This window comes from Campylobacter concisus, assembly GCF_002913745.1.
Classification (GTDB): Bacteria; Campylobacterota; Campylobacteria; order Campylobacterales; family Campylobacteraceae; genus Campylobacter_A; species Campylobacter_A concisus_R.
On record NZ_PPCG01000070.1, the window covers coordinates 1 to 26,930 of the forward strand.

The 26,930-nt window shown below is 41.4% G+C and carries 33 protein-coding genes; 16 read left to right on the top strand and 17 right to left on the bottom strand.

Annotation, left to right across the window (positions count from 1 at the left end; all coding sequences use genetic code 11):
- Window positions 1-65: 65 nt before the first annotated feature.
- Window positions 66-1,886, top strand: a complete 1,821-nt coding sequence (gene thrS, locus CYO90_RS08295; RefSeq protein WP_103579157.1) for a threonine--tRNA ligase — start codon at window positions 66-68, stop codon at window positions 1,884-1,886.
- Window positions 1,883-2,401: a translation initiation factor IF-3 gene (gene infC / locus CYO90_RS08300; protein ID WP_009295104.1), complete on the top strand. Its 519-nt coding sequence runs from the start codon at window positions 1,883-1,885 to the stop codon at window positions 2,399-2,401. The genes thrS and infC overlap by 4 nt, the downstream gene beginning before the upstream one ends.
- Window positions 2,402-3,185: 784 nt before the next feature.
- Here the strand turns inward: infC and CYO90_RS10110 are convergent.
- The 4 genes from CYO90_RS10110 to CYO90_RS08315 form a co-directional block, all read right to left on the bottom strand.
- A complete protein-coding gene (locus CYO90_RS10110) occupies window positions 3,186-3,404 on the bottom strand; it encodes a hypothetical protein (RefSeq protein WP_141090551.1) in 219 nt (72 codons plus the stop codon).
- Window positions 3,405-3,580: 176 nt separating this feature from the next.
- Window positions 3,581-3,781, bottom strand: coding sequence for a hypothetical protein (locus CYO90_RS08305; RefSeq protein ID WP_141090552.1), 201 nt, complete (start codon window positions 3,779-3,781; stop codon window positions 3,581-3,583).
- 59 nt (window positions 3,782-3,840) lie between these two features.
- Window positions 3,841-5,199, bottom strand: a complete 1,359-nt coding sequence (gene gdhA / locus CYO90_RS08310; RefSeq protein WP_103579159.1) for an NADP-specific glutamate dehydrogenase — start codon at window positions 5,197-5,199, stop codon at window positions 3,841-3,843.
- Window positions 5,200-5,368: 169 nt separating this feature from the next.
- Window positions 5,369-5,941: an SMI1/KNR4 family protein gene (locus tag CYO90_RS08315; RefSeq protein ID WP_103579160.1), complete on the bottom strand. Its 573-nt coding sequence runs from the start codon at window positions 5,939-5,941 to the stop codon at window positions 5,369-5,371.
- An 89-nt stretch (window positions 5,942-6,030) separates the two neighbouring features.
- On the opposite strand from CYO90_RS08315, the gene CYO90_RS10580 reads away from it, so the two are divergent.
- The gene (locus tag CYO90_RS10580) at window positions 6,031-6,423 is read left to right on the top strand and encodes a hypothetical protein (protein WP_234400585.1); all 393 of its coding nucleotides are present in this window, start codon (window positions 6,031-6,033) and stop codon (window positions 6,421-6,423) included.
- Entirely contained in the window at window positions 6,395-6,958 is a 564-nt protein-coding gene (locus tag CYO90_RS10585) for a PQQ-binding-like beta-propeller repeat protein (protein ID WP_234400584.1), read from the top strand. The genes CYO90_RS10580 and CYO90_RS10585 overlap by 29 nt, the downstream gene beginning before the upstream one ends.
- 41 nt (window positions 6,959-6,999) lie before the next feature.
- On the opposite strand, the gene CYO90_RS08325 is transcribed toward CYO90_RS10585, so the two are convergent.
- From CYO90_RS08325 to glmM, 6 genes are all read right to left on the bottom strand, one after another.
- Entirely contained in the window at window positions 7,000-8,439 is a 1,440-nt protein-coding gene (locus tag CYO90_RS08325; RefSeq protein WP_004317286.1) for an acetyl-CoA carboxylase subunit A, read from the bottom strand.
- A gap of 116 nt (window positions 8,440-8,555) precedes the next feature.
- Window positions 8,556-9,101, bottom strand: coding sequence for a hypothetical protein (locus tag CYO90_RS08330; RefSeq protein ID WP_021088832.1), 546 nt, complete (start codon window positions 9,099-9,101; stop codon window positions 8,556-8,558).
- A 9-nt stretch (window positions 9,102-9,110) separates the two neighbouring features.
- A complete protein-coding gene (locus tag CYO90_RS08335) occupies window positions 9,111-9,545 on the bottom strand; it encodes a CopD family protein (RefSeq protein ID WP_004317437.1) in 435 nt (144 codons plus the stop codon).
- Window positions 9,546-9,554: 9 nt separating this feature from the next.
- The gene (locus tag CYO90_RS08340) at window positions 9,555-9,917 is read right to left on the bottom strand and encodes an NINE protein (RefSeq protein ID WP_103579161.1); all 363 of its coding nucleotides are present in this window, start codon (window positions 9,915-9,917) and stop codon (window positions 9,555-9,557) included.
- Window positions 9,907-10,359, bottom strand: coding sequence for a signal peptidase II (gene lspA, locus CYO90_RS08345; RefSeq protein WP_103579162.1), 453 nt, complete (start codon window positions 10,357-10,359; stop codon window positions 9,907-9,909). Before lspA ends, CYO90_RS08340 begins: the two co-directional genes overlap by 11 nt.
- Window positions 10,352-11,692, bottom strand: coding sequence for a phosphoglucosamine mutase (gene glmM / locus CYO90_RS08350; RefSeq protein ID WP_103579163.1), 1,341 nt, complete (start codon window positions 11,690-11,692; stop codon window positions 10,352-10,354). The genes lspA and glmM overlap by 8 nt, the downstream gene beginning before the upstream one ends.
- A gap of 157 nt (window positions 11,693-11,849) precedes the next feature.
- Between glmM and rpsT the strand changes: the two genes are divergently transcribed.
- The 4 genes from rpsT to CYO90_RS08370 all read left to right on the top strand — a co-directional run bounded on the left by rpsT (window position 11,850) and on the right by CYO90_RS08370 (window position 15,839).
- The gene (gene rpsT / locus CYO90_RS08355) at window positions 11,850-12,119 is read left to right on the top strand and encodes a 30S ribosomal protein S20 (protein ID WP_004317319.1); all 270 of its coding nucleotides are present in this window, start codon (window positions 11,850-11,852) and stop codon (window positions 12,117-12,119) included.
- A 14-nt stretch (window positions 12,120-12,133) separates the two neighbouring features.
- Window positions 12,134-13,201 (top strand): peptide chain release factor 1, encoded by a 1,068-nt coding sequence (gene prfA, locus CYO90_RS08360; protein ID WP_103579164.1) that lies wholly within the window; start codon window positions 12,134-12,136, stop codon window positions 13,199-13,201.
- A 313-nt stretch (window positions 13,202-13,514) separates the two neighbouring features.
- A complete protein-coding gene (locus CYO90_RS08365) occupies window positions 13,515-13,934 on the top strand; it encodes a TOBE domain-containing protein (RefSeq protein ID WP_021086663.1) in 420 nt (139 codons plus the stop codon).
- A 339-nt stretch (window positions 13,935-14,273) separates the two neighbouring features.
- Window positions 14,274-15,839 (top strand): flavocytochrome c, encoded by a 1,566-nt coding sequence (locus CYO90_RS08370; protein WP_103579165.1) that lies wholly within the window; start codon window positions 14,274-14,276, stop codon window positions 15,837-15,839.
- A 29-nt stretch (window positions 15,840-15,868) separates the two neighbouring features.
- Here the strand turns inward: CYO90_RS08370 and CYO90_RS08375 are convergent, their stop codons facing one another.
- Entirely contained in the window at window positions 15,869-16,096 is a 228-nt protein-coding gene (locus CYO90_RS08375) for a winged helix-turn-helix domain-containing protein (RefSeq protein ID WP_021092590.1), read from the bottom strand.
- Between the two features lies 1 nt (window position 16,097).
- Entirely contained in the window at window positions 16,098-16,463 is a 366-nt protein-coding gene (locus CYO90_RS08380) for a diacylglycerol kinase (RefSeq protein ID WP_103579166.1), read from the bottom strand.
- Between the two features lie 53 nt (window positions 16,464-16,516).
- Here CYO90_RS08380 and CYO90_RS08385 point away from each other — a divergent pair, with 53 nt between their 5' ends.
- A complete protein-coding gene (locus CYO90_RS08385) occupies window positions 16,517-17,275 on the top strand; it encodes an exodeoxyribonuclease III (RefSeq protein ID WP_103579167.1) in 759 nt (252 codons plus the stop codon).
- Here CYO90_RS08385 and CYO90_RS08390 read toward each other — a convergent pair.
- Entirely contained in the window at window positions 17,272-17,829 is a 558-nt protein-coding gene (locus CYO90_RS08390; protein ID WP_103579168.1) for a manganese efflux pump MntP family protein, read from the bottom strand. The genes CYO90_RS08385 and CYO90_RS08390 overlap by 4 nt on opposite strands.
- 109 nt (window positions 17,830-17,938) lie before the next feature.
- Here CYO90_RS08390 and CYO90_RS08395 point away from each other — a divergent pair, with 109 nt between their 5' ends.
- Window positions 17,939-18,688, top strand: coding sequence for a DUF4197 domain-containing protein (locus CYO90_RS08395; RefSeq protein ID WP_021090355.1), 750 nt, complete (start codon window positions 17,939-17,941; stop codon window positions 18,686-18,688).
- Window positions 18,685-19,563, top strand: a complete 879-nt coding sequence (locus CYO90_RS08400) for a DMT family transporter (RefSeq protein ID WP_103579169.1) — start codon at window positions 18,685-18,687, stop codon at window positions 19,561-19,563. Before CYO90_RS08395 ends, CYO90_RS08400 begins: the two co-directional genes overlap by 4 nt.
- Here CYO90_RS08400 and CYO90_RS08405 read toward each other — a convergent pair.
- The gene (locus CYO90_RS08405; RefSeq protein WP_103579170.1) at window positions 19,560-20,285 is read right to left on the bottom strand and encodes a class I SAM-dependent methyltransferase; all 726 of its coding nucleotides are present in this window, start codon (window positions 20,283-20,285) and stop codon (window positions 19,560-19,562) included. The two genes, CYO90_RS08400 and CYO90_RS08405, sit on opposite strands and share 4 nt — an antisense overlap.
- A gap of 45 nt (window positions 20,286-20,330) precedes the next feature.
- Here CYO90_RS08405 and CYO90_RS08410 point away from each other — a divergent pair, with 45 nt between their 5' ends.
- Window positions 20,331-20,723, top strand: coding sequence for an acyl-CoA thioesterase (locus CYO90_RS08410; RefSeq protein ID WP_103579171.1), 393 nt, complete (start codon window positions 20,331-20,333; stop codon window positions 20,721-20,723).
- Here the strand turns inward: CYO90_RS08410 and CYO90_RS08415 are convergent.
- Complete coding sequence (locus CYO90_RS08415; protein WP_103568709.1) at window positions 20,714-21,073, bottom strand: Fur family transcriptional regulator; 360 nt, start codon at window positions 21,071-21,073, stop codon at window positions 20,714-20,716. The two genes, CYO90_RS08410 and CYO90_RS08415, sit on opposite strands and share 10 nt — an antisense overlap.
- Window positions 21,074-21,218: 145 nt before the next feature.
- On the opposite strand from CYO90_RS08415, the gene CYO90_RS08420 reads away from it, so the two are divergent.
- From CYO90_RS08420 to CYO90_RS08435, 4 genes are read left to right on the top strand one after another with little or no spacing between them, the layout of a single operon-like run.
- The gene (locus CYO90_RS08420; RefSeq protein ID WP_012001005.1) at window positions 21,219-22,127 is read left to right on the top strand and encodes a metal ABC transporter solute-binding protein, Zn/Mn family; all 909 of its coding nucleotides are present in this window, start codon (window positions 21,219-21,221) and stop codon (window positions 22,125-22,127) included.
- Window positions 22,128-22,129: 2 nt separating this feature from the next.
- Entirely contained in the window at window positions 22,130-23,623 is a 1,494-nt protein-coding gene (locus tag CYO90_RS08425) for a nickel/cobalt transporter (protein ID WP_103579172.1), read from the top strand.
- Complete coding sequence (locus CYO90_RS08430) at window positions 23,620-24,402, top strand: metal ABC transporter ATP-binding protein (protein ID WP_103579173.1); 783 nt, start codon at window positions 23,620-23,622, stop codon at window positions 24,400-24,402. The genes CYO90_RS08425 and CYO90_RS08430 overlap by 4 nt, the downstream gene beginning before the upstream one ends.
- A gap of 9 nt (window positions 24,403-24,411) precedes the next feature.
- Window positions 24,412-25,218: a metal ABC transporter permease gene (locus tag CYO90_RS08435; RefSeq protein WP_103579174.1), complete on the top strand. Its 807-nt coding sequence runs from the start codon at window positions 24,412-24,414 to the stop codon at window positions 25,216-25,218.
- Here CYO90_RS08435 and CYO90_RS08440 read toward each other — a convergent pair.
- Window positions 25,199-26,530, bottom strand: a complete 1,332-nt coding sequence (locus tag CYO90_RS08440; protein WP_103579175.1) for an MATE family efflux transporter — start codon at window positions 26,528-26,530, stop codon at window positions 25,199-25,201. The genes CYO90_RS08435 and CYO90_RS08440 overlap by 20 nt on opposite strands.
- A 12-nt stretch (window positions 26,531-26,542) precedes the next feature.
- Window positions 26,543-26,923 (bottom strand): VOC family protein, encoded by a 381-nt coding sequence (locus CYO90_RS08445; protein WP_103579176.1) that lies wholly within the window; start codon window positions 26,921-26,923, stop codon window positions 26,543-26,545.
- Between the last annotated feature and the right edge of the window lie 7 nt (window positions 26,924-26,930).

The following is a 26,930-nucleotide window of genomic DNA, read 5'->3' on the forward strand; positions in this document are numbered from 1 at the left end:
CATTTCGATAAAATCCTTAATCGTTCTTTTATCGTAAAAAAGACAATTTGATATAAGGAAAAACAATGAGCGATATCATCGCATACAAACTAAATGGCGAAATAGTCGATACTCAAAGTATCGCAGGGCGTGAGAGTAGTGCTGAGCCTATCTATTTTGACAACTCAAAAGAGGCACTACACGTTATCAGACACTCCTGTGCGCACCTCATGGCACAAGCTATCAAATCACTCTATCCAAAGGCGAAATTCTTTGTCGGACCAAACGTAGAAGATGGATTTTATTATGATTTTAGAGTTGATGATGAGGGCACGAAGCTAGGTGAGAGCGATCTAGCAGCGATCGAAGATAAGATGAAAGAACTTGCTGAGAAGAAATTTGACATCGTTAAAACCTGCTCAACTAAAGCTAATATGAGTGAGAAATTTAAAAACGACGATCTAAAACAAGAGGTCTTAAAAAGAATTCCAGATGGCGAAGTGAGCAGCTACGCGCAAGGCGATTTTGAGGACCTTTGCCGCGGACCACACGTGCCAAATACTAAATTTTTAAAATTCTTCAAGCTTACACGCGTGGCTGGGGCATATCTTGGCGGCGATGAGAACCGTGAGATGCTAACTAGAATTTACGGCACAGCTTATGCAGACAAAGAGAGCCTAAAAGAGCACATCCGCATCATCGAAGAGGCTAAAAAGCGCGATCACAGAAAGCTTGGCGTCGAGATGAAGCTATTTACATTTGATGAAGAAGTGGGCGGCGGTTTGCCTATCTGGCTGCCAAATGGCGGACGCTTGAGATCAAAACTAGAGCAGCTCTTATACAAAGCTCACAGAGACCGTGGCTACGAGCCAGTGCGAGGTCCTGAGCTTTTAAAGGCTGACGTGTGGAGAAGAAGCGGCCACTACGCAAACTACAAAGAAAATATGTACTTTACAACGATCGATGAGACAGAGTATGGCATCAAGCCGATGAACTGCGTTGGTCACATCAAAGTTTATCAAAGCGATATCCGCTCTTACCGCGACTTACCGCTTAAATTTTTCGAGTATGGCGTCGTGCACCGCCATGAAAAAAGCGGCGTGCTTCACGGACTTTTCAGGGTTAGAGAATTTGCACAAGATGACTCACATATCTTTTGTATGCCAAGCCAGATCAAAGAAAATATCTTAGAAATTTTAAAATTTGCTGGCAAGATAATGGAGAATTTTGGCTTCCACTATGAGATGGAGATATCAACCAAACCAGCCAAAGCGATAGGTGGCGATGAAATTTGGGAAACTGCTACAAAAGCACTAAAAGAAGCTCTTGATGAAAATGGCTTTAAATACGGCATCGACGAGGGCGGCGGCGCATTTTATGGACCAAAAATCGACATTAAGATCACTGATGCACTTAAGAGAAAGTGGCAGTGCGGCACGATACAAGTCGATTTTAACTTGCCAGAGCGCTTTGATCTAGGTTACATCGACGCAAATAACGAAAGACAGCGCCCTGTAATGCTTCACAGAGCACTGCTTGGTAGTTTTGAGAGATTTATAGGAATTTTACTTGAGCACACTGCTGGCGAGCTACCATTTTTCATAGCTCCTACACAAGTCGTCATCGTGCCTATTAGCGACGCGCATTTAGACTACGCAAAAGAAATTTCACGCGAGCTAAGAAAGATCAACGTCGATAGCGAGATCGCAAGTAAAAATGAGAGTTTAAATAAGAGAATAAGAACGGCAGAAAAACAAAGGGTGCCTATGATAGTCGTGCTAGGAGACAACGAAGTAGCGAACAAGAGCGTTGCGTTGCGCGACAGGCAGGCTAGGACGCAGAGCGATATGAGCTTGGCGGAATTTATAAATTTAACGAAGGAGAAACTTAGTGAGGTACATTTTTGAGTAAGGAAAATGAAGTATTGCTCAATGAGGACATAAGGGCGAGAGAGGTAAGATGTGTAGGGGATGATGGCACGGCATACGGTGTCATCTCAAGAGATGAGGCTTTAGAGATCTCAAATAAGCTTGGGCTTGATCTAGTGCTTATAGCGCCAGATGCGAAGCCGCCAGTTTGCAAGATAATGGACTATGGTAAATTCCGCTATCAGCAAGAGAAAAAGCAAAAAGAGGCCAAGAAAAAGCAAAAAACCATCGAGATAAAAGAGATAAAACTCTCTGTCAAGATCGCCCAAAACGATATAAACTACAAGGTTAAACACGCAAGCGAGTTTTTGCAAGATGGCAAACACGTTAAATTTCGTGTATTTTTAAAGGGTCGCGAGATGAGCACCCCAGAAGCTGGAGTAGCTATGCTTGAGAAGGTCTGGGAGATGATCAAAGATGAAGCTGACCGCGACAAAGAGCCTATAATAGAAGGTCGTTATGTAAATATGCTTGTAACTCCAAAAAAGGGTTAAATTTTCACAAAGAGCAGGCTAGGACTTGCTCTTTTTCATTAAATTTTTAATACAAAAACTCATAAATAACTATTTTCAAAAATTCTATCATTTTTATATTTTCTAAATTTACGCAATGGCGTTTGTGGTTGATGTGGCTTGTGATTAAATTTTGTAGTATGAATTTAGACGCGGCTTAAATTTAGTAAATTTTGATTTTTAATTGCTGGGGTTTAATACTTTGGCATCACTTGTATAGACGTTGTGCTAAAAATAATCCAGACAAATTGATTTTCTTGTGAGTTTGTAAATTTAAGTACTTGTGAGAATGTTTTAAACCAAATTTTGTCTAATTACAGGCTAAATTTGGTAAGAAACTTGATTATTTGTAGCTTAAATTTAGCAAAATTTAATCATTTGCTATCGCTTTCGTGGGTTGCTTTGTTGAAATTTGACTTGGTAAAGCCAACTTGTTGGAGCAAATTTGAAAAGTCCTTTTGAGCTTACAAATTTTTAGCGCTTGCGTGAGTGTTTTAAGCTAATTTTCGCCTAATATCTAGCTAAATTTGGCAAGAGAAATATTGTTTTAATAATACTTTTTATGTGGTGACTAAAATTGATTAGAAATTTGCTTATTTGTGGGTTAAATGCAGTAAATTTCAATTTTCGCTTACCAAAATTTATCCCACTTTTTTGCTGCCTCTTACGTGAGTGCTTTGCTGAAATTTGACCAAGCAAATGCTATCTAGTAGAGTAAAATTGAACTTCTTGTGAGTTTATAAATTTATGGTGCGTGTGCGAGTTTTTAGGCTAAATTTAGTAAGAAATTCGCTTGTTTGTAGTTTAAATTTATAAAGGAGAATTTAGCTGAGCTAAGCCTAAATTTACTAAATTTCATAAGCCGTTTCTTGTCAAAAAAGTGCTTTGATATCTGCTTGTGAAATTTTAGGTTTTGCTCGCTTTCTGGTAAGATTTTGTATGTCGAAGTTGCAAGTGCTATAAAAATTCCTCGTTTGCGACACACCTGCTACAAAGCTTCTTATTACCAAGTAGTCACGCATAGACCGCACCATTCGTGCAATCAAGCAAAATATCAACAGGATGCTCCACGGCAAAAACTTTCAATTTTACTGCTCAAACCTCGCCACTCCACCATTTGCCGCCATATCGGCTGTTTTGACAAAATTTATACTAAAAGCTCTAAAAATAGTGATCTGCTCGCCACCCTAGTAAAAAATTTAGCCAAGCTTCAAATTTATATCTGCCACGCCAGCAAAAATTTGTCAAAAAACACTCTATACAAACCGCATAAAATGCTTCAAAGCAGCGTAAATTTGATAGCCTGCTAGTAAAATTTGCCGTGCAAAAGGCAAATTCTATTTTAGCTAAAACCCCAGCCAACCCCATATTAATTTACGTCCAAATTTAGCTTGGACGTAAATTTACAGAGCCAAATTGGCCTACACATATCCTTGATCTATCATCGCATCAGCCACTTTTCTAAAGCCAGCGATATTTGAGCCAAGCACCAAGTTGCCCTCATCGCCAAACTCTTTACTTGTTTCGTAGCTTAGTTCAAAGATGTGGTTCATGATGCCATGAAGTCTGCGATCGACCTCCTCGAAGCTCCACGAAGTCATGCCAGCATTTTGCATCATCTCAAGACCACTTGTTCCTACGCCGCCAGCGTTTGCTGCTTTTGCTGGAGCAAAGTGAAAGTCTTTTTGTGCAAGCATGAAATTTATCGCATCAAGCGTGCTTGGCATGTTTGCGCCCTCAGCCACGAAGCGGCAGCCATTTGCGTAAAGCACTTTTATGTCAGCTAGGTGAAGCTCGTTTTGTGTCGCACACGGGAAGGCTCCGTCGCATGGCACATCCCAGACGCCGTTTCTACCCTCTTTATATTCGCTCACGCTTACATATTTTGCATTTGGTCTAAATTTGGTGTATTCGCTAAGGCGAGTGCGCTTCACTTCTTTTAGCTCTTTAAGCACTGCTAGATCGATGCCCTCAGCATCATAGACATATCCGTTTGAGTCAGAAACTGTGATAGGCAGTGCGCCTGCTTGATAGAGCTTTTCGACTGTGTAGATGGCGACATTTCCGCTACCGCTGATGCTGCATTTTTTGCCCTCAAGCGATAGACCAGCTTTTTTTAGCATGTTTTGAGTGAAATATACTAGTCCGTATCCAGTAGCCTCTGTGCGCGCTAGACTGCCGCCCCAGTTTAGCCCCTTGCCAGTTAGGATACCATCAAATCTGCCAGTTAGCTTTTTATACTGGCCAAACATATAGCCGATCTCTCTAGCGCCAACGCCGATGTCGCCTGCTGGCACATCCACGGTGTTGCCGATGTGGCGATATAGCTCGCTCATAAATGCTTGGCAAAAGCGCATTATCTCGCCCTCGCTCTTGCCCTTTGGGTCAAAGGTACTGCCGCCTTTTGCGCCGCCGATATTTACGCCAGTGAGCGAGTTTTTGAAAATTTGCTCAAATCCAAGAAATTTTAGCACGCCAAGATCGACGCTTGGGTGGAGCCTTAGACCGCCCTTGTATGGGCCAACAGCTGAGTTAAATTGCACGCGGTAGCCGTTATTTACCTTTGGTCTGCCATCGTCGCCTGTGTATGTCACGCGAAAGATCACCGTGCGCTCAGGGATGACGATGCGCTCTAGGATCGCGTGTTTTTGGTACTTGCTCTCTCTTTTGATAAGCGGCTCTAGGCTGTTTAAAACCTCAGTCGCAGCTTGGACAAAGACACCTTGACCTGGGTTGGTCTTCTTTATCCACTCCATCGTTTGTTCGATGTACTCGCTCATTTTTGCTCCTTTTTCCTTTTTTTGTAGTTAAATATTAGCTCGGCTAGAAAAAATTTTTATTTAAATATATTTTAATATTTTTATTTTGGGCAATGAGTGTTACATATCGAAACTAAATTTATAAAAAGTGGTTTTTGCTTTGATTGCTAGGATAAATTTATAAAATTTACTAAATTTGCGCCATCTCTTGCCAAAAATCAAGTGCTGTGTCGTCTGCTTGGACAAAATTTAGTATTTGCTGGGCTGATGGCATGGCTTCGCCGTTTAGTCTTGCTATATAGGTGCTGGCAAGCGCTACGAAAAATTTTTCAAAGTCGCTTGCAACGCGCCTGCTGCAAAGCTCCTCATCTTCAAGTAGCCACGCATATACCGCACCACTCGTGCAATCAAGCAAAAATATCCACGGATCGCCCACGGCAAAAACTATCAAATTTGCTGGGCGAGCCTCGCCACTCCACCATTTGCCGCCAAACTCATCTACGCTGTTTAGGCGCACTAGCTCGCTTGCGTAGTCGTCTCTGGAGCCAAAACTGACATTGCAAATTTCAAAATTGCCAAGCTCAAATTTGCTTAAAAGCTTTGCAAATTTGGCTGGGAAATTTACACCAAGGCTCTTTTGTGCTTGCATAAGCGCCGAAGCGTCCTTTTGCGGCAAAAGTCTCATACCAGTTATGCCCTCTTGCTCTAGTGGCAAGAAAATTTGATCTAGTTTTCTAGCGATCTCGTCTAATTTTAAAAACATATCGCTCCTTAAATTTGCTAAATTTGTCAAATTTAACCAAGCGCGCTTTTAAATTTGGGTTATAATCGCCATAAATTTAAGGAGCTAGCGTGGTTAGATCATATCCTCTTGATATGCCTGGCGTGGAGTTTCGCGGGCACGGCGTAACCGGCATTTACGAGATGGGTGAGCGCATTGCATTTGTGCATTTTGCTTTTGGGGTGCCTAACGAGCTAGAGATAGCTCAAAAACTAACGCCAAACTACGTGCTACTAGATACATTTTCACGCGACTTTAGCGAGCATAAAAGATCAACGCTTACCTATAAACAAAGCGAAATTTTTATAGCTAGCAATGCGCGTTACTACCCAGAAAATGGCTACTTCGTGCTAAATACTAGATACTACAAGGGCTACATAAACTCCCCAGCAAAGCTTATAAAGATAAGCGATGGGCTGATGAGCGAGCTCGGCGTTGCTAAAGCCTGTAAAAGAGATATATAACGACGCTAAAACGTATGAATTTGATGGTTTTTGCGTGCGGATGAGCTCGCCATTTATGATGGAGTGCAAAGAAATTTTGGACAGCGCAGAGTTCAAAAGTGCGGCAAAAGATGAAAATTTAAACACTAATTTGCCGCCCAAAGAGCAGGGCGCAAGGATAGGCAAGAGCATCTGGCGACTAAAGCTTGGCGCATATCTTTATACGCTAGTTTGCCTGCGTGATGGAGTGCTTTACTTTGGCACCGCTGGCAAGGGCGGAGATCTATACGCCGTGGATGCAAAAAGTGGCGAGGTGATATTTAAGTTTAAAACCAGCGGCACGGAGCATTTTGTTTGGGTTGATGGTCAAATTTTGCTCGCAAACCGCAAAAACAAGCCAGTTTTGATAAGCGCTAAAGATGGCTTGCTATTAAAAGAGATAGAGTTTGAGAAATTTAGCCTTAGCGCAGATCAGATCATGCTAGTAAGCGGTGGCAGGCTCTACGCTGTGGCAAATGACGGAGCTAAAATTTACGCAGTTTGCGCGGAAATTTAGCCTTGGCGAAATTTATCGCCAAAGCCGCAATAGAGATAAAATTATCTCTTCTTTTTATATCTTTTTATCGCCTCTACGATGACCTCTTCTAGGTCGTCATTTGGCTCTTTGTTCATATCGTCGTAGGTGTTTTCAAGGATAGTTTTTAAGTTTTTCTCAACGTAGCTAGTATCGAAAAATCCCCTTCTAAATTCCTTACTTTTGCTGATCGTTAGCAAAAATGGGATGATCGTTCGCACGCCCTCGATGGTAAATTCTTCAAGTGCTCTTTCAAGCTTATTTACAGCAAGATCGTAGTCGGTTGCTTTGACGATCAGTTTTGCGATGAGTGAGTCGTAAAATGGCGGTATGGTGTAGTCCTTATAGACGTGGCTATCGACGCGCACAGATGGGCCAAGAGCTGGGTAGTAGCCCTCGATCGTGCCTGGTGCTGGGATGAAATTCTCCCAGACATTCTCAGCCGTGATCCTTGCTTCTATCGCGTAGCCGCGCGGCTTGATGTCGCTTTGCTCGATCTCTAAAATTTCGCCCGCTGCGATCCTTATCTGCCTAACGACTAGGTCGTGGCCTGTGATCTCTTCAGTGATGCCGTGCTCCACTTGGATACGAGTGTTCATCTCCATGAAGTAAAAGTTGTTGTAGTCATCTAGCAAAAACTCGATAGTTCCTACGTTTGAGTAGCCTACAGCCTTTGCAGCAGCCACTGCGGTCACACCCATGATCTTTCTTAAATTTTCACTGATTGATGGGCAAGGTGCGATCTCGATGATCTTTTGGTGACGCCTTTGGATAGAGCAGTCACGCTCGCAAAGGTGGATGATGTTGCCGTAGTTATCGCCTAAAATTTGAAACTCGATGTGGCGAGGATTGACGACAAGCTTCTCCATAAAAACTTCGTCGTTGTTAAAATACGCCTTAGCCTCTCTGGTGCATGACTCAAAGGCATCTTGCATATCCTCTTCTTGCCAAACCTCCCTGATGCCGCGACCACCACCACCACCGCTTGCTTTTAAGATGACTGGATAGCCGATGCGTCTAGCGTGCTCTTTTATGGCGTCCATGCTCTCATCATTTAGCTTTTCAGTGCCTGGCACTATCGGTATGCCGTTTTTCTTCATCAGATATCTAGCGATGTTTTTATCGCCCATTTTCTTGATGACTTCAGCCTTTGGACCGATGAAGATAAGCCCAGCGTCCTCAACTGCCTTTGCAAATTCGTAGTTTTCGCTTAAAAAGCCGTATCCTGGGTGTATCGCGTCAGCTCCGCACTCTTTTGCAAGCTTTACGATAGCTTTGGCGTCAAGATAGCCCTTGATCGGATCTTCGCCCACTTGATAGGCCTCATCAGCGATCCTTACATGCAAGCACTCGCTGTCTGGCGCTGTGTAAATTCCTACGCTTTGGATGTGTAAATCCCTACAAGCTCTGACTATCCTAACTGCTATCTCACCACGATTTGCGATAAGAATTTTATGTATCATAGGCTATCCTTTTTGAGTTTTTCTTATCATATAACTATTCGTTTTATTTTTAGATAAATTTGTTAAGTCTGGTTTTAAAATTTGAGTGCAAAGGCTAAATTTACACTCAAATTTCTTTATTTGCTGATGATTTGGGGAAAAGGTGTGGCTAGGGCTTTTTTGCTAAAATCTTGCGACTCGATCGTGAAATTTGTAGCAAATCTTTGAATGCCCTCTTTTTTATAAGCACGCCTTTGGATGGTAAAAAGGACTAAATTTCCGCCTTGTTTGGTGTAGCGATATATCGAGTGCTCGGCTGTTGGAGTGCCATTTAGGTTTGAAAATATCGTTATATCAAGATAAATTTCATTTGCGAGCGAGCCCTTTTTATAAGCCACTTTTAGCCCTTTTGCTTTTAGCTCTTTTAGATCATTTATCTTTTGCTCGACCGCTTGCTCTGGCGTAGCGTCAAATTTAAGGGTATTTAGCGAGAGCATGTAGCTAAAACTATCTATCTTCTCGCCAGGGAGCAAATACTCCTGCGTGAATAAATTTGGCACAGGCTTGGCTGAGCCTGCTAGCGAGTAGAGTCTGTTGTCAAATTTTATCTGCATCGGCTCAAAATACTGAGTTGCTGCGAGCAAGAGCGCTGGCAAAGCGATAAATGCTAAAAATTTCTTCATCAATTTCCTTTAAAATGGATTTACTATCATTACCCAGATGATGATGAGCATCGCGATAGTTGGCACTTCGTTGTAAGCTCTAAAGAAGATGCCACTTTTGTTACAGCGTTTTTCTTTGAGCTGCTTCATGTAGCGTCCAAGGTCTAGGTGATAGATAGCCATTAAGATGACAACTAAAATTTTGACGTGGATGTGACCAGTTTTTATAAGATCAGGCATCGCGATAAGTATCAATATACCAGTGACAAATGAGCCAATGAGCGCTACCCAGCCGATGTAGTGATACATCTTGTACTCCATCACCTCAACCACTTTTACAAAGTCTGGCTTGTCCATATTTTCTACGTGATAAACGTAGAGCCTTGGCTGATAAAACAGCACTGCCATCCACGAGATGAAAAACAAATAGTGGAGGTATTTTAAGTAAAGATAATATTCTGCCATAACGTCTCCTTATCTAAAAAGTATCTCTTTTCTAGCTTCAAATTCAGCCTTGCTGATCGCACCACTCTCAAAAAGCTCGTAAAGCCTTTTTAAGTCATCTTCTTTATCTTTTAGTTTTAGTCTCTCTTTTAGCTCGACTTTTTGTAAATTTTTTTCAACATAAGCGCCAACCAAAAATGCATCGATAATCCACCAAATGCCCCAAATAGCCAAAAATAAGTAGCCAATGAGGATGATTTGCAAAGAGTAACCGATAAAAAATAACCCCATCATCAAAAAGCCAGTGATAAATTTACCAAGGTAAATTCTATGCACTCCAAGCCAGCCAGTAAGTAGCCAAAGCGCGTATGCGACGTAGATATTATTTCCCACTCTCTCTCCTTTTTCTAAAACTTTGCCAAAGTATCATCACGACGCAAAGATCGATCATCACATCAGCGAAGTTAAAGACCGCAAAGTTAAACCACTTGTGCCAAAAGACGTAATCCACGACGCCGCCATGGATAAATCTATCTGTGATATTTGAGCTGCCAGCTCCTAGCAAAGCTCCAAGCCAAATGGCATGCGAGCAAAGCAGCTTTTTTTCAACGACTAGATAGACAAAAACGCCTAAAATGAGGGCGATCTGGATAAATTTAAGCCACTCATCTAAAAAGGCAAACATCGAAAATGCAACGCCCTTGTTATATGTAAGAACTAGCGAAAAAAACTCGCCCTCCCACGAAAAACCATCTATAAATATCATTTTTATCGCTTGATCAACGATAAAAATGAGAAAAAATGCGATGAAAAATTTAATCAAATTTTTACGCATTTAGGGCTTTTATAAAAAATTTCTCAACTTCATCCATGCGTTTTTCAACTAAAGTTTGATTTTTACCCTCGAGCAAAAGTCTGATCAAATTTTCAGTGCCAGAGTATCTAAAGAGCGATCTTATGCCCTCTTTTGCAAGGCTAGCCTCAAGCTCTTTTAGCCCCTCTATCTTATCAAGCGGCTTTTTCTCTGTGATCTTTAAATTTAGTAAAATTTGTGGATACGGCTTTAGCTCGCCAAAAATTTCACTAGCTTTTTTGCCTTTTTTAAGCATCATCGCAACGACTTGCATCGAAGTAACAAGGCCGTCGCCAGTCTTGGCGTAGTCGTTAAATATGACATGACCGCTTTGCTCTCCGCCAAAATTTATGCCATTTTCTTTCATCATCTCAAGCACGTATTTATCGCCTACGTTTGAGCGAAGTAGCTTGATCTTGTGAGCTTTTAGATAGTCATCAAGTGCGGCGTTACTCATTACTGTAGCCACGATAGCTCCACCTTTTAGTGCCTTTTGCTCGTGTAAAAATGCTGCAAGTGAGCCAAGTATCGCATCTCCATGCACAACTTCGCCGTTTTCATCGACAACGACAAGTCTATCAGCATCGCCGTCAAATGCAAAGCCGATGTCAGCACGAAGCCTTTTTACCTCGCTTACTAGATCTTCTGGGTGAAGTGCGCCACAGTTTTGGTTGATGTTGCTACCATTTGGCTCGTCGTTTATGACGATGACGTCGGCTCCAAGCTCGCTAAATACAGTTGGTGCGACCTTGTAAGCAGCTCCGTTTGCCACGTCTAAAACTACCCGTAAATTCTTTAAATTTAGCTCTTTTGGGAATGAATTTTTGATCTGCACGATATATCTGCCGATAACATCGTCGATCCTCTTGTTTGCGCCGATCTCTGTCATCGTCTTTTGGGCGTTTGCGATGAGCTCGTCATCGTAGAAGATTTTTTCTATCTCGGCCTCTATCGTCTCATCAAGCTTGTTGCCAAAGCTATCAAAAAATTTGATGCCGTTATCGTAGTATGGGTTGTGTGAGGCGCTTATCATTATGCCAGCGTCACAGCGCATATTTTCTGTTAAAAATGCGATCGCAGGCGTTGGCATAGGGCCTATTTGAAGGACATTGTAGCCAACTGCAGTTAGCCCTGCAACGATGGCAGTCTCTATCATATAGCCGCTTTTTCTAGTATCTTTTCCAACCAAAATCACATTTGTCGCTGAGGTCTTTCTGAAATAAATTCCAGCTGCCATTGCAAGGCGCATAGATGTTTGAGCTGAAAGCTTTTCGCCAGCCTTACCACGAACTCCGTCTGTTCCAAAAAGTTTCATCAATTTATCCTTTTTATTATAAAATGGTGCTATTTTATCAGAAATTATCAAATTTAAAATCTAAAATTTTATTTGTTTTAAAGCAGACTTAAATTCAGTTACAATTAAATATATTTTTCATATAATCACGGACTAAAATTATCAAAAAAGGTATATTATGGCAAACCATAAATCTGCTGAAAAAAGAGCTAGACAAACTATAAAAAGAACAGAAAGAAACAGATTTTACCGCACTAGACTTAAAAATATCACAAAAGCAGTGCGTGTAGCTGTAGAAGCTAAAGATCTAAATGCTGCAAATGAAGCTTTAAAAGTTGCTAATAAAAGCATCCACAGCTTCGTAAGTAGAGGCTTTTTGAAGAAACAAACTGCTGCTCGCCGCGTTAGTCGCCTTGCTCAATTAGTAAATACTCTAAAAGCTGCTTAATCTATTAAATTTTAATGTTTGCTGATAAACTTCATCCATTTTTGGATCGCTATGATGAAATTTCTACGCTTCTGAGCGATCCAAATATGGCAAACGATATCGAAAAGATGACAAAGCTTTCAAAAGAGCAATCATCTATCGAACCAGTCGCAACTGCTGCAAAAAAATATCTACAAATTCTAAACGACATCGAAGAGAATAAAGCCCTACTTGAGGACTCTGAGCTTGGCGAGCTTGCAAAAGATGAGCTTAAAAATTTAGAAATTTCAAGAGAGAAGCTTGAAGAAGAGATCAAAATTTTACTTCTTCCAAAAGATCCAAACGATGATAAAAATATATTTTTAGAAATTCGCGCAGGCACCGGTGGTGACGAGGCTGCACTATTTGTTGGAGATCTTTTTAATGCTTACATTAGATATGCGGAGCTTCGTGGATATAAATTTGAGATCGTTAGCCAAAGTGAGGGCAACACTGGCGGCTTTAAAGAGATCATCGTGCTTATAAAGGGTAAAGGCGCTTACTCTAGACTAAAATTTGAAGGTGGCACGCATAGGGTTCAGCGCGTACCAGAGACTGAGAGCCAGGGCAGAGTGCATACTTCGGCTGTGACTGTGGCTATCATGCCAGAGGTTGAAGACAGCGAGATCGAGATCAACCCAAATGATATAAGAGTTGATGTTATGAGAAGCTCGGGCCACGGCGGTCAGTCAGTAAATACAACTGATAGTGCCGTTAGGATCACGCACATACCAACAGGACTTGTTGTCACAAACCAAGACGGCAAGAGCCAGCACAAAAACAAAGAAGCTGCGATGAAGGTGCTAAAAGCTAGACTTTACGAGATGCAAGAGCAAGAGAGACTTGCTAAAGAGACTAGCGAGCGCAAGAGTCAAGTCGGCACTGGAGACCGCTCAGGCAGGATAAGAACTTATAACTACCCGCAAAACCGCATAAGCGATCACCGCATAAATTTAACGCTTTACCGTCTTGATGCGATCATGGCTGCAGGATTATTTGACGAAATCATCGAGCCGCTTATCACTCACTATCAAGCAGAAGCAATGCTTGAAGCTGGCATTTAAGCCTAAAATTTATAAATTCTCACTAAGTCATTAAAAATCAAAAATCTACAAACTAAGATCTAAAGTCATCTGATCTTGAAATGATCTTAGTTTGCCTGTTTTATAATAAAAAATAATATTTATTCAATATATTTTTCAAAAATAATTTAAATTAAATTTTTAGATTTTAGTTAATTTAGCGCGATATTTTGGGCTTTGGTAAATTATAAATCCTTACTTGTGATATTAAAAAATTTTATTAATTGATCATAAGTTCGCATTAATAATAATACTCTATAATACCCAAACATTAAATCAAAAATAAGGAGAAAATATGTCACTAAGTGCAAGAAATCAACTAAATGTTGAGATATCAGAAGTAAGAACAGGTGCGGTAAATTCGTTAATAGCTGGCAAACTAGCAGGTGGTGAAGTGCTAAAAGCAACTATTACAGTTGATAGCGAGAAAGCTCTTGATCTTAAAGTTGGTAAAAAAGCTATATTTTTATTCAAAGCTTCAAGCGTTATCGTTTCAAAAGACGACAGCATCAAGCTTAGCGCAACAAATCAAATCAAAGGCGTTGTTAGCGAGATAAAAGACGGCGCTGTAAATGCTGAGGTTATCATTGATGCAAATGGCAGCAAAATTTCAGCTATCATCACAAGAGAGTCAGTTCAAAACTTGGCTTTAAAAGCAGGTGACAAAGTAACTGCTATCATCAAAGCAACTCAAATCATAGTTGGTGTTAAATAATTTTTCGGGGCAAATTTGCTCCGATCTACCTTTAAACTAATATTTTTTATTAAGTTATAAAAGAAAATCCTCCCAAAAATCTAAAAAATTAATTAATACTTATTTTTTGTAAATTTAAAAATAAAATCTCCAAATTTTATACTAAATTTACTTTAATTGTCTATATAGCGTAAATATAAAGTCAAATTTGAATAAAAATAGTGTCAATAAATATTACCAAACTACGCTCTAATCGCACTTAGCTTTAATAAAGTTTAATTTAAAAAACTAATTAGACTATTTTAATAAAAAAGTCGTATAATCTAGTTAGTGAATATCTTACTTCAAAGGAGAGAGAGCATGAAAAATTCAGGTTTATCTAGAAGAGATTTTGTGAAATTTAGCGCTATCGGAGCCACGGCACTTGGCATGGGCGCTACAAATTTAATGGCCAGCCCAATGAACGAAAAAGATGTCAAATGGGACGAGGAGTATGACGTAGTCATCATCGGCTCAGGCTTTGCGGCTCTTGCTGCTGGTGTCACATCAGCCAAAAAAGGCAACAAAGTCGTTTTGATCGAAAAGATGGGCCGCACAGGTGGCAACTCTGTCATCAACGGCGGAATTTTTGCCGTTCCAAATAGCGACATGCAAAAGAAAGCTGGCATCAAAGATAGCACCGAGCTATTTATCAAAGACTGCTTGAAAGCAGGCCGCGGCATCAACCACGTTGATCTTTTGGCAAAGATCGGCGAGAGAGCGCAAGATGCCTACAAGCTCACACTTGATTGTGGTGCAAAATATATCGATCAGATCACTCACGCAGGTGGTCACTCAGTGCCAAGAAGCCTTCAAACAGAGGTCGGTAGCGGCGCTGGCATCGTGCTTCCTATGACTGCGACATTTGAAAAGTTAGAAGGCGCGTCGATCAAAAAAAGGACAAAATTTGATGATTTTGTCTTTGACGACAAGGGCGCAGTTGTGGGTGTCATCGTCAGAGAAAACTACAAATTTGATGGCAATTTGATGAGCGATGACGTCGAAAACAAAGGCGGCGATACAAAATATATAAAAGCTAAAAAGGGCGTTGTGCTAGCAGCTGGCGGCTTTTGTAGAGATAAAATTTTTAGGCGACTTCAAGATCCAAGGATCACACCTGAGACAGACTCGACAAACCAACCTGGCTCAACAGCAGGCGCGCTTTTAGCGGCATTTAGAGCGGGTGCTTATCCAGTTCAGCCAAGCTGGATACAATACGGCCCTTGGGGATGTGCCGATGAGACAGGCTTTGGCGTGGGATCGATGTTTAACGTAAATGGAGCTTTTCCGTTTGGAATTTCAGTCGATCCAAGAACTGGCAAACGCTACATGAACGAGCTGGCTGACCGCAGGACAAGAACTGAAGCGATGTTTAAAGTCATTCATGAAAAAGGCGAAGATGATAAAAACTTCCCTATCAACTTCTGCGACTCAAGAGCCCTTACTCACATGCTCCCAAGCCACTATGAAAAGGCTATCGCAGCTGGAATTTGCAAGAAATTTGACACACTTGATGCCTTGGCAGCTGAGTATAAGATCCCAGTTGATGAGCTTAAAAAAACGGTCGCAAGATACAATGAATTTGTTAAAAAAGGCGTCGATGAGGACTTTGGCAAGCCAGTTGTTGCGACTACGACAAAGGGTATTGATATTTCGGTTCCGCCATTTTACGCAGAGCGTGGCACGCCAAAAGTTCACCACACAATGGGTGGCCTAAATATCAACACAAAAGCGCAAGTCATGAACTCTCAAACAGCTATGCCTATACCAAATTTATATGCAGCTGGCGAGATCACTGGTGGCGTTCACGGAGCCAGCCGTCTAGGATCAGTGGCTATTACTGATTGCTTGACATTTGGTATGATCGCTGCTGAGACTATCGGCTAAAACTACTAGTGGCAGGCGTTTGCTTGCCACTACAAATTTTTAAATCTATAAACTCCGTTTTTTACTCGTTCAAAAATTTTCTTCTCTTCAAGTAACTTAAACGTGCTTATCACGGTTGGTTTGCTCACATTTAGCTTTTCACAAATTTCTGAAATTTTAAGCATGATAAAGCCATTTTCATCGCTTAGCTCGCAAAGTAAATTTATGATCTCTACCTTTTTCTCGCCAAGAAGCGCTTTATAAATTTGCTCTTTCACGCTAGCCCCAAATTTTATAGAACACAGCCACGCACCAAAGCGCGCCACATAAGAAATTTGCGATCATCACGGCCGCACTTCCAGCGTCCTTTGCCGCCTTTGCTAGGGCGTGATAGTCTGGGCTCGCAAGATCAGTCACTCGCTCTAGGCCCGAGTTTAGGCACTCACAAACTAGCACAAATGCCATGCTAAAGATCAAAAATAGGTTAAAAATAAGGTCAAATTTCCAAAAAAATAGCGAGATCGTAGCTATCAAAAATATGCAAATTTCTATGCGAAAGCTCTTTTCGTTTTTAAAAATTTCAGCCAAACCCTCTCTTGCGTAGCCAAAATTTTTAAAAAATTTATACGTTGGCTGGTTTCTCATAACTTTCCTTTTTGTGATTTTTGGCATAATTATAATTAAAAAAAGGATGAAATTTGAAACTTATTAGCTGGAATGTAAATGGGCTGCGCGCAGTCGTGGCAAAAGATGGCTTTGGCTGGCTTGATGAGGTTGGGCCTGATTTTTTGGGGCTGCAAGAGATCAAGGTCAAAGAGGATGACGTGCCAAAAGAAATTTACAACCTTGGCTTTAAAGATATCAGTGTAAATTCAGGCGCAAGAGCTGGCTACTCTGGCGTGATGAGCCTAGCTAAATTTGACGTGCAAACGCAAAAAGCGGCCTTTTTTGACGACACGGAGGGGCGAGTTTTGGAGCATAGATTTGATGATATAGTGCTTTTTAACATCTACTTTCCAAACGGCCAAAAGGACGACGAGAGGCTAGCTTACAAGATGGACTTTTACGAGAAATTTCTAGCTTACTGCAAAGAGCTAGTAAAAAGCGGAAAAGAGGTGATATTTTGCGGCGACGTAAATACCGCTCACCGCGAGATCGATCTTAAAAATCCAAAGGCAAATGCCAAAACTTCTGGCTTTTTGCCTATCGAGCGAGCGTGGATAGATGAGGTGCTAAAAAGTGGCTTTATAGATACCTTTAGAGCCGTTAATGGCGACGTTACGGACGCTTACTCGTGGTGGAGCTACCGCTTTAACGCAAGGGCGAAAAACGTAGGCTGGAGGATTGATTATTTCTTCATCTCGCAGGGGCTAAAAGATAGGCTAAAAGACGCCTTTATCCTGCCAGAGATCGCTGGTAGCGACCACTGCCCAGTTGGCATAGAGATAGAAATTTAGAGCACTCCCTCTTCTAGCAGGTGGGTGATGAGGATTTTAAAGCCTATAAATATAAGTATCGCTCCGCCTAAAAAAAGCGCCTTTTTCTCTAAAATTTCACCCATAAATTTACCGATGTAAAAGGCAGCTAGACTTAGTACAAAGCATACTACGCCGATGATGAGCGCACTCTCAAATATACTAACCGCCTCAAAACTAAGCGTGACACCAATGGCGAGTGCGTCGATACTCGTGGCAAATGCACCCACAAAAATGGTCTTAATATCCATGCTCAAGGACTCGCCAGCCTCGCTGCTACAGGCCTCTTTTAGCATTTTAAAGCCAAGAAAACAGAGTATAAAAAATGCGATGAAGTGATCAATGGAGCTTATAAATTTAGCAAAGCTAATGCCTAGAAAATAGCCAAGAAGTGGCATGAGAAACTGAAAAAAGCCAAGCATAAAAGCGATAAATAAAATTTTGCCAAGAGCAAGGCTTTTATACCTTGCGCCGTTTGCCATATTTAGCGCCGCGCTATCCATGCTAAGAGCGAAGCTAAGAAGTAAAATCTGCATAAATTCCCTTTAAAAAAAGAGCAAATTTTAGTGCAAAAATATTAAATTTATTTTAAGCGTTTAGATATTTTTTGTATGATTTTGCTTTAAATTTAAAAAAGGAGAGAAGATGAAAAGATCTCTTGTTATTCTTTGTGGCGCGCTTGCTTTAAATTTACAAGCCGCAAGCATGGATGATATGATAAACAAAGGTGTCAAAATCGCCACTCACGCATCAAGCGGCGACTACAAAAGCTTAGTTAGCGAGGCGCTAAACGCAGCTGTGAGCGAGCTTTCAAAAGAAGGCTTTATAAACAACGCCACAGCTAAAATCCCGCTTCCAAAAAGCCTTGAAATGGCGTCAAATTTAGCCAAAAAAGTGGGCGGCGAGAAGTGGGCGCAGGACCTTAGCAAGTCGATAAACAACGCTGCGACCACGGCCGTGCCAAAGGCTGCTGAAATTTTTAGCGAAAGCATAAAAAATATGAGCGAAGCAGATGTCAAAAAGCTCTTTAACGGCGGCAGTGACAGCGTTACGAAATATTTGCAGCAAAGCTCCAGCCAAAAGCTAAAGGCGGCATTTACGCCAATAATTGAGAAAATGATGAGTGATAATAGCTTTGCGACTGCCTATAATGGGCTAAATTCTTTCATCGTCGGCTCAGCAAAAAATAATGAAACGATAAAATCAGTAAAGAGCCTAGCTAAAAATTTAGGTGCAAGCGAGTATGTGCCAGATGACGGCGAGGACCTAAACGCATATATCACAAGAAAGACGCTAGATGGGCTATTTAACGTGATGAGCGAGAAAGAAAAGGGGCTAAGAAGCGGCTTTAGCCTAGATAGTGGCAAAAAGGTACTTGACTCGATCTTTAAATGAAAAATTTAAGCGCACAAAACAGAGCTGACATCGCACTCATCGTAGTTGCCATCGTTTGGGGCGCTACGTTTTTACCCATGGCAAACGCGCTAAAGACAAATGGCGTCTTTGTCATGCTCTTTTGCCGGTTTTTTCTCTCGGCTATCTTTATGGGGTTTGTCGCGCTTAAATTTACTAAGAAATTTGACAAAAAAAGCGTCATCTACGGCGTTATCCTTGGCGCGGTGCTATTTTTATCATTTGCTACGCAAACTTACGCCCTAAAGCTTACTTTTAGCTCTAGCGTCGCCTTTATCACGGGACTTGAGTGCGTGATAGTGCCTTTTATGGCGGCTATCTTTTTTAAAAATAAGATAAGCATTTTTGCCATTTTGGGCGCTATGATCGCTATTTTTGGGCTTTGGCTCTTAAGTGGCGCCACGCTAGCACTTGGGAGCGGAGAGGCGCTAGCGCTTGTCTGCGCGATATTTTACGCACTTTATACTACGCTAAATGGCCACTTTGTAAGAAAGAGCGAGCTTTATCTGCTTGTCTTTGTGGTCTTTCTCACAAATGCCATGCTTTCGCTTGTTTTCGCGCTTTTTCAGGGCAGTATCGTGCCAAATTTCGATAGAGATTTTTTCATAGCGATATTTATCACGACTGTGATAGGCACCATATTTTGCTACTTTGTGCAAACGATCGCTCAAAGATACACGACCGCTAGCAAGGCGGCATTGTTTTTCTGCTTAGAGCCAGTCTCAGCTGGGCTAATAGGCTACTTTTTTGCAGGCGAGATACTTAGCATCTGGCAAATTTTTGGAGCCATGCTCATCATCTTTGGTGTCATTTTTAGCGAATTTGGCAAGCAAATTTGCTCTAAATTTAAGCTCTAAAAGACAAAAAGTTTCATCTGTGAGTCTATCTTTTCATCTATAAACTCGCCCTCAAATCTCTCTTTTAACATCGCTAAAACCGTCTTTTCATCGTAGTTTTTAGCTCCGTTTATCTCAAGGTGCCAGCAGATATTTTCAGCTGCTTCTTGCACGCTTCGTCTAGCGATCCTAGTTTCGTTTAAAATTTCACTCTTATAAGCGATGCCTTGCTCATTTAGCCACGCTTCAAGCCTATCTACTACGTTTTTTTGAGAGAGCACGCGGCCAAATTTTTCAAAAAATGGCTCAAGTAGATCAGAGCTTCTAGGCTTATCCCAGCCAAGATAGAGCTTTTGCTTGGCGCAGTTTTGAAATTTAGCAAAATCTTCATCGCTTGCAATGGCTGGGCTCATCGTGCAAATGGCGATATCAAAGTGCCTTGCTGGCTTAAATTCTCTCCACGAGCAAACCTCACTGGTTAAATTTGTCACGCCAAATCTCTTTGCATCTTCGTTTAAAATTTCTATCATCTTTTCTGAGCTATCGATGCCTGTTATATGTTTAGCCGTTTTTGATAAAAATATGCTCCAAACACCCGTGCCACAGCCTATATCAAGGATATCTTTGCCACTAAAATCAACTCCCCAAGCCAAGGCTTTACTAAAAATTTGCTGCTGGATAGTGCTGATCTTGCCGTCAAATCTTTGGTAGTTTGACGCCTTTTTATCCCATAAATTTTGCATTTTAGCTCCTCTTTTTGGTTATAATTTTAGCAAAAAAGGCTAAAAATGAGAGATTTTATATATCACGTCACCATCCCACCACAAGCCATCGACATGCACGGACATATGAATAATGTCTATTATTTCACGCTTATGCAAGAGGCTGCATTTGCCCACTCTGCCGCTGTTGGCGACACTGTTGAGGCGCAGTATAAAAGGGGAGAAATTTGGCTCATTAGAAAAAATGAAGCAAAATATATAAAAAGCGCAAAGCTAATGGACAAGATAGAAATTTACACCTACACGCAGACTGAGGGCAAGGCGACATCTTGCAGATATTTTGAGTTTAAAAAAGATGGCGAGCTAATAGCAACTGGCAAAACAGAGTTTGTCTATATCGATCTAAAGACAAACCGCCCAAAAGCTATCCCAGCCGAGATCATCGCGCTTTACTCGTGACCGCACTCGTCGCAAACACCCTTTATCACGGCACTTTTTATATTTTTAGCGACGCTTAGGTGGGGCATGTCGATGTTTGTTACTTTGTGGCAGACGTCGCAGATGAAGTAGGCTTTGGCTTCATTTGCCAGCTCGTAGTAGCTCTTGTGGTTGTTTTCGGTTTTTATCACGAGATTTTCTTTTTCGAAAATTTCCATACTTCTATAAAAGGTCGTCTTGTTCGCGTCAAGGCTCTCTAAAATTTCATCGTAGCTTAGCGGTGCTTTGGCGTTTTGTAAAATTTCAACAAGCTTTATGCGAAGCGTCGTAGCCTTGATATTGTGCTCTTCTAAGAAATTTCTCGCGTTCATCTTTGCCCTTTTCATTTTTCGTATATTAACGCTAAAAGATTTAAACTATATTTAAAAGAAAAGGCTAAATTTAGGCTTTTGCATTTTAAGTTGCAACCAAGTTGCATTTTGCTAAACTTCGCAATTATTTTTTAAAGGAGAGATAATGAGAAAAATTATCGTTTTTTTAGCTGTTTGTGCTTTGTCTCTTTTTGCAAAGCCGGTTGTGACTACTAGTATACTGCCAACGAAATTTTTTGTCGAGCAGATCGCTGGAGATACGCTAGATGTAAATGCGATGGTTGGCAAAGGCGCTGATCCGCACACCTACGAGCCAAAGCCAAAGCAGATGAAGGAGCTTGAAAAGAGCGAGCTTTACTTTGCTATAGGCATCGAGTTTGAAGACGCGTGGCTTGATCGCTTCTCAAAGACGTTTAAAAATTTACGCATCGTAAAGACACAAGAGGGCATCGAAAAGATCGCTATGAGCGAGGAGCATGAACATGAAGAGCACCACGAGCATAAACACGAGGGTGAGCATAAGCATGAGCACCATGACCACGAGGGCGAGCACCATCATCACCACCATGACGGCCTTGATCCGCACATCTGGCTTGATCCTATCCTAGTAAAAACACAAGCTGATAACATAGCAAAGGCGCTAATAGAGAAATTCCCGCAAAATGCAAAGCTTTATGAGGAGAATTTGGCTAAATTTAAAGCTAGCCTTGACGAGCTTGATAGCTTTATCAAAAACGAGCTAAAAGATGTCAAAACTCGCGAATTTATCGTATATCACCCATCTTGGGGCTACTTTGCAAAGCGCTATAACTTAGAGCAAATAGCCATCGAGATAGAGGGCAAAGAGCCAAAGCCAGCTGAGCTAAAAGAGCTCATCGAAGAAGCCAAAGAGCACGGCGTAAAGGTCATTTTCGTGGCTCCACAATTCCCAACAAAGGCTGCAAATTTGATCGCAAAAGAGACTGGCTCAAAGGTCGTCATGATAGATCAGTTGCCTGAAAACTGGCTAGCTGAGATGAAAAAAACGGCTGAAATTTTCGCTAAAAGTCTATAAAAATGTTAGCACGCCTGATCGTCATTTGCCTACTTGCGATAAATGCCTTCGGGTGTGCTCTATGCTCGCTTTATAGCCCAACAGCTCACGTTAGTGCGAAATTTGTCGCACACGAAAATAACATCACACAGATCGCTTTTACTTGGACCTTTTCGCAAAATTTCTCAGATCTTATGAAGCAAAATTTTGACCTCAATCAAGATGAAAAGATAGATGAAAAAGAGCTTAGAAAGATCCGCTTAAATTTACTCGACTACCTCGTGCCAAGGTACTATCTAACGGACATTGAGTATTATTATAAGGACGAAAATGCCACTAAAATAGAGCCAAATTTAAATAATTACAAGCTCTATTTTGACGAGGGCAGGCTTAAATTTGACGTGAGTTTTAAGACAAATTTAGTGATCGCTGACGGACTTGTCGTATCGGTTGATATGGAGGACAAAGAGAGCTATTTTAACTTCAAATTTACGCAAAATAACGCATTTTTGGTGGGTAAAAACTTCTGGGCGATACCAAATTCAAACTCAAATTTGATATTTTTTACATTTTCAAGCAAAGAAGCAGCCAAAGCTCACAACGAGAAGCCAGCGCTTAAAGAGCTGCTAAAAGAGCCAGTAGTAGGCGTGAGCGATGAGAATTTAAGCCAGATAGATAAGATCGATGAGGCGAAATTTGACATCGTCTCAAAAACTAGCCTAAGCTTGCTTGATAGGCTAAAGCAAATTTTAAGAAGCGTGGATTATAAAAGTCCGCTTGCGCTGCTATTTTTGGCATTTATCTCATTTGGCTATGGCTTCTTGCACGCTGCTGGAGCAGGCCATGGCAAGGTGCTAACAAGCTCATATTTTGCCGCAACTGGTGGCAGCTATAAAAGGGCGTTTTTATTTGCACTAAAGATTGGCTTTTTGCATGTCGTGGGCGCATTTGTCTTTGTCTTTGCTAGCTTTTTGCTGCTTTGTGAAGTAAGTAGCGACCTCACAAAGGACACTGCTAGCATAACGACTGCATTTTCTGGCGTCGTGATCTTTTTTGTGGCGATTTTTATGCTCGTTAAAAAGATCAAATTTTATCTTTCAAACAAAAATGAGACTAAATTTTATATTTTTAGATCAAATCTAAGCCAAAATTTGAGTAAAAATACAAAATTTAAAAGCGAATGTGGTTGTCAAATTTGCTCAACCAAAAAGCCAAAGAGCAAAGAGGAGTGGCTAGTAGCGGCCGCTGCGGCTCTGGTGCCCTGTCCAGGCACGATACTAGTCTTTGTGCTGGCAAATGAGATAGGTAGCTACTTTGCAGGTGTGATAAGTGGCGTATTTATGGCGCTTGGCATGAGTGTGGTGATATTTGTAGCGGCAGTTTTTGGCTCAAAGATCAGCACGAACATTAAGCTAAAAAAGTTTAAAATCTACGCAGAATTTGCAGCCCTTGGCATCATGCTTTGGCTTGGACTTTTCATTTTTGTCACGACATTTACGCAAAAGAGTCTGTTTTGAAAGATATTATAAAAATTAGAAATTTAAACTTTAGCTACGATAAACAAGTCGTTTTAGAGGATATTAACTTAGACTATAGTAGCGACGAGTTTTTAGCGATAATCGGTCCAAATGGCGGGGGTAAAAGCACGCTTTTAAAGCTCATTTTGGGCCTGCTTAAGCCTCAAAGTGGCGAGATAAAGCTCTTTGGTAAAGAGCCAAGCGAGGTTAGTAAATTTATAGGCTACGTGCCACAAAATTTCCTCTCAAATCAAAGCTTTCCGATGATGGTTTTAGAAGTCGTTTTAATGGGGCTAATCGATAAAAAAATCTTTGGCTTTTACTCAAAAGATGAAAAAGCCTTAGCTCTAAGTGCCCTTGAGAAGGTCGGTATGAGGGAGTTTGCAAACGCAAGGATCGGCGAGCTAAGTGGCGGTCAAAGGCAGCGCGTCTATATCGCTAGAGCGCTTTGCGCAAACGCAAAAGTGCTCATCCTAGACGAGCCAACAGCCAGCATCGATACAAAGGGGCAGGCTGAAATTTATGAAATTTTAAAGGGCATAAACGCAAATGGCGTGGGTGTGGTTTTAGTCAGTCACGACCTAAATATCGTGCTAAATTATGCTACAAAGATCGCTTATGTGAGTAAAAATTTACACATTCATAAAACGCATGAAAATTTTGCAAAGAGGGAATTTATCGAGCATCTAGCTAGAACACACAGCCATTTTTGTGATGTCGAGATCGCACTTGGCGAGTGTGGCTGCGAAAAAACAAAGAGCAATGTTTTTAAATTTTAAAGAGAGAAAATGAGTGAAATTTTAGAGTTAAATTTTATGCAAAATGCCTTTATTGCGGGCATTTTAGTAAGCATAATATGTGGCATGATAGGCTCGCTTGTGGTGATAAACAAGATGACCTTCATCGCTGGAGGCATCGCACACGGCGCGTATGGCGGCATAGGGCTTGCATTTTTCTTCTCGCTCGAGCCACTTTTTGGAGCGAGCATATTTTCGCTATTTTTAGCGCTCATCATCGCCACGATTACGCTAAAAGATAAGACAAATATTGACTCTGTAATAGGTGCTATTTGGGCGATTGGTATGGCTATTGGCATCATTTTCATCGACCTAACGCCTGGCTATAACGCCGATCTTATGAGCTATCTTTTTGGCTCGATACTTGCAGTTAGCGGCACAGATATCGCGTTTATGAGCGTTTTAGACCTCTTGTTTTTGGCGCTCATCGCGCTTTTTTACCGCCAGTTTGTGGCGATCAGCTTTGATGCGGAGTTTGCAAAACTTCGCGGGGTAAATACGACATTTTTTCACTATCTGCTAGTTTGTATGATGGCGCTTTGCGTGGTGGCTACGATCCGCGTCGTGGGGCTAATACTTGTCATCGCGCTACTTACTATACCGCCATATATTGCTCAAATTTTTGCCAAAAGGCTGGGTCTAATGATGCTAATCTCAACTATTTTTTCTATCATTTTTTGCTTTATCGGGCTTGTGATCAGCTTTTATTTCAACCTCACAGGCGGAGCTAGCATCATCTTAGTCGCTTCGCTTTGCTTTTTTGCGTTTAGCTTTAAATTTAAAAGCTTGCGCTCGTAGCTCTTTTTAACCTAAAAAGCGTCCAAGCCAAAAAGCAAATCGCCGTAAAATAGACGCTAAAAAATAGCGCTAGCCACATAAATTTGATCTCAAGTCCTAGCCAAAAGACTACCACGTAAAAGAGCGAGCATTGAAGCACGAGCTGTCTAAAGCCATTTAGCAAAAAGATCGCCACTGGGTGTTTTATCGCTTGTAGCGTGCTGCCTGAGATGTTTATCGTGCCATAAGCCATGTAGGCAAGTGAGTTGATGCCAAGGTAGAGCTTTGCCACTTCTAGCACGGCTGGCGTGCTGTCAAAGAGCTTGATCGCGCTCTCGCCAAAAAGCCTGATGAAGATGTAGGCAAAGACGCAGTAGATGAGCAAAAAAAGAAGCGATAGTTTGTAGCACTGCATCGCTCTTTGAAAGCTCTTAGCGCCGTAGTTTCTTGAGATGATGCTAAGCACTCCTGCTGTCATGCCGATGGTTGGAAGCACTAAAATTTGCTCGATCCTTAAGGCTATGCCATAACCTGCCACTGCATTGACGCCGTAAAAGCTTACAAATTTTAAAAGCACAAGCGAGCCAAGTGACATTGAGAGGTAGTTTAGACAAGCTGGCAAAGCTTGCTTTAGTATCTTTGCCCAGACGGAAAAATTTGGCACGAAGTAGCCTAAATTTCTAGGCTCTATCATCTTGCTTTTTCTTACTTTAAAAAAGAGATAGATCATGCCTAAAAACTGCACGCTAGCCGTTGCTAGAGCAAGACCTTTTACGCCAAGAGCAAAGCTAAAGGCAAAAAGATAGCAAAAAAATGCGTTGATAAAAAGGCCACAAAATAGCCAGTTGCGGTAGCTTTTAGTATCGCCAAGTGCGACAAGTATGCCATTGAGCGATTTTATAAGCAAGAAAAATGGAGCAGCAAGAAAGATGACGCCAGCGTAGTCAAGTGCTTCATTGATGTAGTGATGATCAGCACCTAAAATGACTAGTAAATTTGGCGCTAGCAAGTAGCCACATAGCCCTATAAATAGGGCAAAAATAAGCACAAAAACGATGCCATTTGCCGCATAAAGTTTAGCCATTTTTGGTTTGTTTGCGCCAAGGCTGTTGCCTATTAGTGCGGTGAGTGCCGAGCCAAAGCCAAGTCCGATGCCAACGATACTTAGATAGAGCAAAAAGCTCATCGCCATGCCAGCAACTGCAAGGGTAGAAATTTTCGCGGCGAAAAATGTGCCAGTGACGTTGTAAAGCGTGTTAAACATCATGCCCACGCCAGCTGGCAGCGAGAGCGAGATGATTAGTTTATTTAGCGGGTCTTTTAGTAGGTCCAAGCTGTCTTCTTACTAAATTATATATGAGCTAAGTTCTATCAAATTTCCATCAAAGTCGTAAATATATAAACTCTTCATTGCTCCAAGTGCTCCGTTTCGCCTAGCGACGCCAAGCTCGGGCTTTATGCCTTTTGAAAGTAGCTCCAAGCGCACGTCCTCTATGTCGTCTTCGACTATCAAGCATATATCAGCGCTACCCTTTGTTGGATGCTTTGCCGCAGGTAAAAACTCGCCCTCAAACCTATGTAAATTTATCTTTTGTGAGCCAAAATTTAGGCTAATGTGACCGTCCTTCTGGGCTGGTCGCATGCCTAAAATGTCGCAGTAAAATTTAAGTGCCTCTTTAACGTCGCTTACGACTATAACGATGTGATCTAAATTTTTTATCTGCATTTTGGCT

Coding starts and splice junctions, on each gene's coding strand:
- thrS (WP_103579157.1), top strand. CDS start 66: ATGAGCGATATCATCGCATACAAACTAAATGGCGAAATAGTCGATACT.
- gdhA (WP_103579159.1), bottom strand. CDS start 5,199: ATGAGCGAGTACATCGAACAAACGATGGAGTGGATAAAGAAGACCAAC.
- CYO90_RS08315 (WP_103579160.1), bottom strand. CDS start 5,941: ATGTTTTTAAAATTAGACGAGATCGCTAGAAAACTAGATCAAATTTTC.
- CYO90_RS08325 (WP_004317286.1), bottom strand. CDS start 8,439: ATGATACATAAAATTCTTATCGCAAATCGTGGTGAGATAGCAGTTAGG.
- CYO90_RS08330 (WP_021088832.1), bottom strand. CDS start 9,101: ATGAAGAAATTTTTAGCATTTATCGCTTTGCCAGCGCTCTTGCTCGCA.
- CYO90_RS08335 (WP_004317437.1), bottom strand. CDS start 9,545: ATGGCAGAATATTATCTTTACTTAAAATACCTCCACTATTTGTTTTTC.
- lspA (WP_103579162.1), bottom strand. CDS start 10,359: ATGCGTAAAAATTTGATTAAATTTTTCATCGCATTTTTTCTCATTTTT.
- glmM (WP_103579163.1), bottom strand. CDS start 11,692: ATGAAACTTTTTGGAACAGACGGAGTTCGTGGTAAGGCTGGCGAAAAG.
- rpsT (WP_004317319.1), top strand. CDS start 11,850: ATGGCAAACCATAAATCTGCTGAAAAAAGAGCTAGACAAACTATAAAA.
- prfA (WP_103579164.1), top strand. CDS start 12,134: ATGTTTGCTGATAAACTTCATCCATTTTTGGATCGCTATGATGAAATT.
- CYO90_RS08365 (WP_021086663.1), top strand. CDS start 13,515: ATGTCACTAAGTGCAAGAAATCAACTAAATGTTGAGATATCAGAAGTA.
- CYO90_RS08370 (WP_103579165.1), top strand. CDS start 14,274: ATGAAAAATTCAGGTTTATCTAGAAGAGATTTTGTGAAATTTAGCGCT.
- CYO90_RS08380 (WP_103579166.1), bottom strand. CDS start 16,463: ATGAGAAACCAGCCAACGTATAAATTTTTTAAAAATTTTGGCTACGCA.
- CYO90_RS08390 (WP_103579168.1), bottom strand. CDS start 17,829: ATGCAGATTTTACTTCTTAGCTTCGCTCTTAGCATGGATAGCGCGGCG.
- CYO90_RS08395 (WP_021090355.1), top strand. CDS start 17,939: ATGAAAAGATCTCTTGTTATTCTTTGTGGCGCGCTTGCTTTAAATTTA.
- CYO90_RS08400 (WP_103579169.1), top strand. CDS start 18,685: ATGAAAAATTTAAGCGCACAAAACAGAGCTGACATCGCACTCATCGTA.
- CYO90_RS08405 (WP_103579170.1), bottom strand. CDS start 20,285: ATGCAAAATTTATGGGATAAAAAGGCGTCAAACTACCAAAGATTTGAC.
- CYO90_RS08410 (WP_103579171.1), top strand. CDS start 20,331: ATGAGAGATTTTATATATCACGTCACCATCCCACCACAAGCCATCGAC.
- CYO90_RS08415 (WP_103568709.1), bottom strand. CDS start 21,073: ATGAACGCGAGAAATTTCTTAGAAGAGCACAATATCAAGGCTACGACG.
- CYO90_RS08420 (WP_012001005.1), top strand. CDS start 21,219: ATGAGAAAAATTATCGTTTTTTTAGCTGTTTGTGCTTTGTCTCTTTTT.
- CYO90_RS08425 (WP_103579172.1), top strand. CDS start 22,130: ATGTTAGCACGCCTGATCGTCATTTGCCTACTTGCGATAAATGCCTTC.
- CYO90_RS08435 (WP_103579174.1), top strand. CDS start 24,412: ATGAGTGAAATTTTAGAGTTAAATTTTATGCAAAATGCCTTTATTGCG.
- CYO90_RS08445 (WP_103579176.1), bottom strand. CDS start 26,923: ATGCAGATAAAAAATTTAGATCACATCGTTATAGTCGTAAGCGACGTT.